Source organism: Treponema sp. R6D11, from assembly GCF_054786075.1.
Genome location: NZ_BDHD01000015.1, coordinates 19,461 through 27,604, shown reverse-complemented (window position 1 = coordinate 27,604; position 8,144 = coordinate 19,461). Strand labels below are relative to the sequence as shown.

At 38.4% G+C, this 8,144-nt stretch carries 4 protein-coding genes; 3 read left to right on the top strand and 1 reads right to left on the bottom strand.

Features of this window, described 5'->3' with window-relative positions; genetic code table 11:
• The first annotated feature begins 74 nt into the window (after window positions 1–74).
• From ACYVTD_RS03105 to ACYVTD_RS03095, 3 genes are all read left to right on the top strand, one after another.
• Window positions 75–1,103 (top strand): HD domain-containing phosphohydrolase, encoded by a 1,029-nt coding sequence (locus ACYVTD_RS03105; protein ID WP_461246318.1) that lies wholly within the window; start codon window positions 75–77, stop codon window positions 1,101–1,103.
• Between the two features lie 125 nt (window positions 1,104–1,228).
• The gene (locus tag ACYVTD_RS03100) at window positions 1,229–2,248 is read left to right on the top strand and encodes an HD domain-containing phosphohydrolase (protein ID WP_461246317.1); all 1,020 of its coding nucleotides are present in this window, start codon (window positions 1,229–1,231) and stop codon (window positions 2,246–2,248) included.
• A 23-nt stretch (window positions 2,249–2,271) separates the two neighbouring features.
• Window positions 2,272–6,426, top strand: coding sequence for an ATP-binding protein (locus ACYVTD_RS03095; RefSeq protein WP_461246316.1), 4,155 nt, complete (start codon window positions 2,272–2,274; stop codon window positions 6,424–6,426).
• On the opposite strand, the gene ACYVTD_RS03090 is transcribed toward ACYVTD_RS03095, so the two are convergent.
• On the bottom strand, window positions 6,423–8,141 hold the full coding sequence (locus tag ACYVTD_RS03090) for an AMP-binding protein (protein ID WP_461246315.1): 1,719 nt from the start codon (window positions 8,139–8,141) through the stop codon (window positions 6,423–6,425). The genes ACYVTD_RS03095 and ACYVTD_RS03090 overlap by 4 nt on opposite strands.
• Between the last annotated feature and the right edge of the window lie 3 nt (window positions 8,142–8,144).

Here is an 8,144-nt window from a genome sequence, read left to right as displayed (position 1 = left end):
CATCTGTCAGTTTTTTTGGATTTTTTTCTCATTTTTTATAATTATTTACAAAAATCAAAACAAAGGGGGAAAAAGTGAAAACGATTTTCGTGGTAAATGACAACGAAATGAGCCTTTTACTGGCTAAAGAAGCTCTGGAAAATCATCACAGGGTACTAACGATGTCATCAAGCGAGAAAATGTTTAATCTTTTAAAAAAAATTACTCCCGAGCTAATTCTGCTGGATATTGAAATGACCGAAAAAGACGGCTCTGAAGCGCTGCAAAAACTTAAATCAAATCCATTATACACTAACTCTCCCGTTATATTTCTGACAAACAACAGGGAAGGAAACATTGAAACCCTCAATTTTGAATTTGGCGTGGTAGACTTTATCTCAAAACCGTTCTCCACGCCGATATTGCTTAACCGGATAAAAACACAAACAGATATTGACTGGTTAATTCGCGATCCTTCCGAAAGAATTAAACGACTTCAAAACAGCATTATGATAGTTTTTGCAAACATGGCGGAGGCTCGCGACAAGGACACAGTAGGACACAATGATCGTATAGAAACATATGTCAAAATATTAATAGAAGCTATGAAAGAACGAGGGGTATACGCCGAAGAAATAAACAAATGGGATATAGAAAAAGTCGCTTTTTCTTCCCGTTTGCATGACATGGGAAAAATAAATATTTTAGATACAATTCTAAACAAGCCGGGAAAATTAAGCGATGAAGAATATGAAAGTATAAAATCCCACACCACTGAAGGTGAAAAAATAATAGACAAAATGATAAAACAAACGGGCGAAGAGGAGTTTTTAAATAACGCCAAATTATACGCCAAATACCACCATGAACACTGGGACGGAAAGGGGTATCCGCACGGACTAAAAGAGACGGACATACCGCTCCATGGACGCATTATGGCGATTGTTGACGCTTATGACGCTCTTACATCTAAACGTCCATACAAAAAGGCGTATACCGACGAAGAAGCTATAAATATAATTTTTAAGGACTCCGGCAAACAATTCGACCCTAAAATCGTTGAAGTACTGCTTGATGTGCAGGACGAATTTAAAGGTGTAAGAAATTTCTATTATACTGTTTAACGATAGGTATACTGGTTGATAAAAGAAAGCGAATTTAAAAACGAACTTCATTGACAAAATACACAAATTGGTGGATAATGACATAAAAGTAGGAAAAATCGTATTAATTTAACAAGAGCAGGGTTATGAAAACAATTTTTATGGTTGATGACAGTGATACAAGCCTTTCAATAGCTAAAAGAGCATTGGAACATCAATATAGAGTTTTAACAATGTTGTCCGGCGTAAAGATGTTTTCGCTTTTAGAAAAAATTATCCCCGATTTAATAATTCTTGATATTCAAATGCCCGGAATGGACGGGTTTGAAACATTACAAATCTTAAAATCAAAACCTTTATACGCTGATATTCCGGTTATATTCCTTACAAGTTATTCGGACGACGATATTGAAGCCAAGGGCTTTGAACTAGGCGTGGTAGACTTTATCTCTAAACCTTTTTCCGCGCCCGTTCTGCTCAATCGCATTAAAACACAGTTGGACATAGAAGATATAATCAGCGAACGCACAAAAAGAATCAAACTTCTGCAAAACGGCATTATGGCTGTTTTTGCTAATGTGGTAGAGGAACGCGACAAAGATACTGTAGGTCATAATGATCGCACGGCAATGGATATAAAAATACTTTTAACCGCAATGAAAGAACGCGGTGTATATGCCGATGAAATATCAACATGGAATATCGATAAAGTAGCGTCAGCCGCCCGTTTGCATGATATGGGGAAAATAAATATTTTAGATACGGTTTTAAACAAACCGGGAAAATTGAGCGATGACGAATATGAACAGATTAAAACCCACCCCATTGAAGGCGTAAAATTAATAGATAAAATTTTAAAACAAACAGGCGAAGAAGAATTTTTACATAACGCTAAATTGTTCGCGGAATTCCACCATGAACACTGGGACGGCACGGGTTATCCGCACGGACTAAAAGGAACGGATATTCCGTTGCATGGTCGTATCATGGCAATTATTGACGTATATGACGCTCTTGTATCAAAACGCCCTTACAAAGAACCTCTTTCTAACGAAGAAGCCGTCAAAATCATTTCATCAGGCTCCGGCAAGCTATTCGATCCAAAAATAGTAGAAGTATTTATTGCTGTGCAAGAACAATTAAATGAAGTAAGAAAGGCATTGTAATAAATACAAGGAATTAACTTTACATGAGCCTACGTTCAAAGATAACCGGAATCGCCACGATATTTATTCTTCTTTCACTAACAGTGCTTTTTATAATGAACATCTTCAACATACAAACCATGAACATGGAAGCGGTGAATCTAGAAAACATCATCTATGTGGAAAAAGATAAACTTAAAGATGACATGATATATCTTGAATATGTGCTGGAGAATGAGCATAGCATTAAACACTCTGAAAAAGGCGACTATATTGATCAGGGATTTTCTTCGGCACATCATCGGGAACTTATTGAAAATATGTCGCACAATCTTGGAATAGAAATGGCTGTTTATATCAAAGAAGATAACCTCTACCGCTGTATAACATCTAGCATTGTTGATTCAAACGGGAATCCGGCGTTAAATATTTTTCTTGAAGATGAAAGCGAGGCATATATTTCCATTGAATCGGGCGAAGATTATACAGGTAAAGACGTTATTCTGAATAATGAATACTTAACCTTATACCGCCCTCTTTTTCAACCTAATACAAACGAAGTTATCGGCATTTTGTTTACAGGCGTTAAAATGGACGCAATAAGGAGCGTCATATCGCATAAAAACAATGAAATGGCTATACATATACTTCTATTAAAAATAGGAACTATATTAGTGGGAATATCACTGGTAGTAATTTTTATTATTTTATTTAACCGTATTACCAAAGAAAAAAATATAGCGGAAGATCATCTTCGTATTATATTTGACACCATGCCGTTAGGTGCAAACTTTCATGATAAAAATTTTGAATTTTTTGACTGTAATGAAGGCGCAATTAAAATGTTTGGATTATCAAGCAAAAAGGAATATATTGAAAATTTCCCCAAACTTTCACCTAAATACCAGCCTGATTGGAGACTGTCAAGCGATAAAATGATTGAAGTTGTTAAAAAAGCCTCTGTCGAAGGTTACTGCCGTTTTGAATGGATGCACCAGAAATTGAACGGAGAGCCAATACCATGTGAAATAACGCTTGTACGGACAATACATAATAAAGAATTTATTATAACCGCTTATTTACGCGATTTACGCGAATCAAAGCGAATGTTGAATGAAATCAGCAAGCGTGAAAATTTATTAAATACCGTAAACAACGTAGCGGTAATTTTGCTGTCTATTAATGATGAAAAGAATTTCAAATCAGCGTTGCTAAAGAGTTTTGAACTTATAGGATACTGCCTTGATGTCGACCGCGTTCAAATTTGGCGTAACGAGACGATAAACGGAGAATTGCACTTTGTTCACAGATATGAATGGTTAAGCGAACATGGTATGAAAACTGTTAAAGTTCCCATCGGTTTGCATTTTTCCTACAGTTCAAAACCGGAATGGAAAGAATTATTCCTGCGCGGCGAAAATATAAACGCGCCAATATCGTCTTTGCCGGAAGACGACCGTGCTTTTTTGTCCTCATACGAAATGAAGTCTATCGTTATTATCCCGATGTTTTTGGAAAGCAATTTTTGGGGATTTTTCAGTATTGACGATTGCCGCGAAGAGCGTAGTTTTTCTAATGATGAAATCCATATATTAACATCTTTGGGTTTAATGATAACTAACGCTTTAAACAGAAATATGCAAATGGCAAAAATACGCGAAACTGACGAACGTGTACGGGTTATGTTTGACTCTATGCCGTTAGGCGCAAGTTATATTGATGTTAATTCTAATATTTTAGACTGCAATGAGGAAATGGTTAAAATATTTGGTTTATCAAGCAAACAGGAATATCTGGAAAGATTTGAGGAGCTTTCGCCCGAATATCAGCCAAATGGAGACTTATCAAAAAAGAGGATAGCTGAATGTCTTAATAAAGCTTTTGTAGAAGGTTATCTCCAAACGGAGTGTATACATCAAAATCTAAAAGGCGAGCCAATACCTTGCGAAATCACGCTTGTTCGCGTTAAACATTATGACGATTTTGTTATAGCGGCTTATATGCGTGATTTACGCGAGTTAAAAGCCGCGGTTAACCAAATGAACCAATCAAAACAATCGCTAACTCTTCTGGAAAATATGCTGAACAGTCTTAACGCGATGATTTATGTTTGCGTTCCACACACCGGCGAAATTTTATTTATTAACAACTTTATGAAGAATCATTTTAAAATTCAAGGCGATTATTATGGGCAGCTATGTTATAAAGTGTTTTTTTATAACAAAAATGAAATATGCGATTTTTGTCCAGCTCATAAACTTGACAAAGATCCGCTGGGAACAGTCATGTGGGAAATGCGTAACCCCATAACAAACCGCATATACCGTAATACCAGCCGTTATATGGAATGGTCAGACGGACGGATTGTCCTTATTCAACATTCAGTAGATATAAATGAGTTGATTACCGCAAAAGAACAGGCGGTTACGGCTAACAACGCAAAAAGTAACTTTCTGGCTAAAATGAGTCATGAAATACGCACGCCAATGAACGCGATTCTAGGTATAACAGAAATTCAATTGCAAAATCAAAAACTTCCCGATGATATTCATGAAGCTCTGGAGAAAATTAATAATTCCGGTTATTTACTGCTTGGTATTATAAATAACATATTGGATATGTCCAAAATAGAGTCAGGCAAATTGGAATTGTCTATCAGCAGTTACGATTTCCCAAGTCTGGTTAACGACACAATTCATATAAATGTTATATTATACGAAAACAAACCCATCAAATTTACTCTTAATGTTGATGAGAATATTCCTTTAAGATTGTTAGGCGACGAGCTGCGTATAAAACAAATCATAAATAATCTGCTTTCCAATGCATTCAAATATACGGACGAAGGCGAAATTTCCATTTCAATCAACGCCGAATATCAAGAAGACCCATCGCTTGTTACGCTTGTTTTCCGCATAGCGGACACAGGACAAGGAATGACGGCGGAACAAATTGCTAAATTGTATGATGAGTTTACCCGCTTTAATACTGATGTAAACAGTAAAGTAGAAGGAACAGGGCTTGGGATGAGTATTACAAAACAACTTGTCCTTTTAATGAACGGTCAAATTGACGTAAAAAGCGAACCCGGTAAAGGATCGGAGTTTACCGTGCGCTTACCGCAAAAAATAGACAGCGACGGCGTATTAGGCAAAGAAATGGCGGAGGAAATCAATAATCTCCATACCGCTAACTTGTCAAAAACTGGAAAAAAGACGCAGATTGTATGCGAGTATATGCCTTATGGTAGGGTTTTGATAGTTGACGACGTGGAAACAAACCTGTATGTAGCCAGAGGATTAATGGCTCCTTACGGTTTATCTATAGAAACAGCCAAAAGCGGTTTTGAAATGATCGAAAAAATAAAAAATGGCGCTGTCTTTGATATTATATTTTTAGACCATTTTATGCCGAAAATGGACGGAATAGAAGCCGCAAAAATTATAAGAGAGATGGGCTATACGAATCCCATTATAGCGTTGACAGCTAACGCTATTGCAGGGCAGGCGGAAATATTCCTTGAAAACGGATTTGACGGATTTATTTCTAAACCGATAGATATACGCCAATTAAACGCTATTCTTAACAAACTTATTCGCGATAAGTACCCAACTGAAGTAGTTGAAGCCGCCCGGAAACAGGCAAACACTATTACAAGAAATACGGAAGTAACGCCGTCTGAGCCTGAATTAAGAGCAATCTTAGCGCGCGATGCTGAAAATTCCTATTCAAGAATAAAAGCAATATTCGCCAATTCATTCCGCAGAAGCGACGATATTCGGCAATATATTATAGATGTCCACTCGATGAAAAGCGCTCTTGCCAATATGAAAGAAGAAGAAGCATCTGCTTTTGCGCGCAAACTGGAAATGGCAGGACGCGCAAAAGAAATACAGGTAATGTTAGATGAGACTCCGGTATTTTTGGATATATTACGCGATATTATTGACAGAATTAAACCAAAAGACGACGTCGTACCGGAAGATTTTAAAAACGATCTTGTATTGTTATCTGAAAAAATGCTCGTTATTCAAACAGCCTGCCAGAATTATGATGAAGTAGCCGCCAATGAAGCGTTAACGGAGCTTAAACAAAAAAAGTGGTCGTCTTCTATCAGGGAACAGATTGACAATATAGCAATGCATTTGCTTCACAGCGATTTTGAAAAAGCCGCAAGCATCGCGAATGAATATGTTTAATCCTTAAAATCTTTTTTCCGTATCATATTACGCTGAATTTTTCCGCTGATTGTTTTTGGCAATTCAGGTACAAATTCAATGATGCGCGGATATTTGTAGGGAGCCGTTACATGTTTTACATGATTTTGCAATTCGCGGATTAATTCGTCCGAGGCTGTATAACCGCGCGCAAGAACAATGGTCGCCTTCACTACCTGACCGCGCATTGGATCGGGAGCGGCGGTGACGGCGCACTCAAGCACTGACGGGTGTTCCATTAACGCGCTTTCAACTTCAAAAGGACCAATGCGATAGCCTGAGCATTTGATTACGTCGTCATTGCGCCCGACGAACCAAAGGTAGCCGTCGTCGTCTTTCCACGCCATATCGCCCGTTTTGTATGTTCCGTTATTCCAGCAATTTTCCGTTATTTCCTTGTCCTTCCAATAACCTCGGAAAATGCCGGGAAAATCAGAGTTGCCTATTACAGGCGGCATACTGTCAGGCTGACAATCTTTGCTTTCGTACATATTTTTTCCGGCGCAGGTTATACTCATATTTCCGACAATACCTTCGTCGCATTCCGTTCCGTTCTCTTCCAACAATTTAAGACCGAAAAGCGGCGCGGGTTTTCCCATTGAGCCGGGTTTTACAGGCAGCCATTTAAAAACAGCCGCCATTACGGAAGTCTCACTTTGCCCAAAACCTTCACGGATTTCAAGTTTTGTAAGTTCCAATAATTTATTATAAACTTCCGGACTTAAAGGCTCTCCGGCAACGGACGTGTGGCGAATAAAACTAAAATCATAGTGCGAAAGGTCTTCCTTAATTAAATAACGGAAAACGGTGGCGGGAGCGCAAAAGGTTACCGGTTTTAAGCGGATAATAGCGTCTAACATTCCCTTGGGGGTAAATTTTTCAGTGTCATAAACGCCGATTGCCGCGCCGCAAAGCCACTGACCGTAAATTTTACCCCAAGCGAACTTTGCCCAGCCTGAATCAGTCTGAGTAAGGTGGACGCAATTGTCTTCCACGCAATGCCAGTATTTAGCGGTAACAATATGTCCCAGTGGCAGGCTGTGGTTATGAAGCACCATTTTTGGCATTCCTGCCGTACCGGAAGAAAAATAAATAAGCATTGGGTCTTTTGTTACCGTCGCAACCCTTGTAAAATTTTCAGACGATTTTTGAATTTCCGCCCTCATGTCGATGTAACCGGCGGGGATTGTTTTGCCGATAACCGCTATTTTTTCCAACTTTTTACAGTGCGGACGAGCAAGAGCGATATTTTCCATCAGTTCTTTATCGTCAACGGTAATTAAAAGTTTTACGTCGGCAATATTGCACCTGTATTCCAAATCTTTGGCTGTTAGCTGATATGTTCCAGGAATGCAGATAGCGCCTAATTTTGAAAGGGCGCACATTAACACCCATACGCCGGGACGCTGTTTTAAGATAAGCTTTACTACATCGCCTTTTTTTATACCTAACGAAAGCAGGGCGTTTGCGGCTTTATCAGAAAGACGTTTTATTTCCGCAAAGGTAAACGACTTCATTTCCTGAGTATCGTCCGTCCAAAGCAGGGCAAGTTTTTCTGGCTGTAACTTTGCCCATTCGTCCACTACATCGTAGGCAAAATTAAAATTATCAGGCACATTACAACGGTAATTTTTGTAAAAATCATCGTAACTGTCAAAATCTATGCGCGGAAGGTAGCGCGAAAGTATTTCGTTCATAAT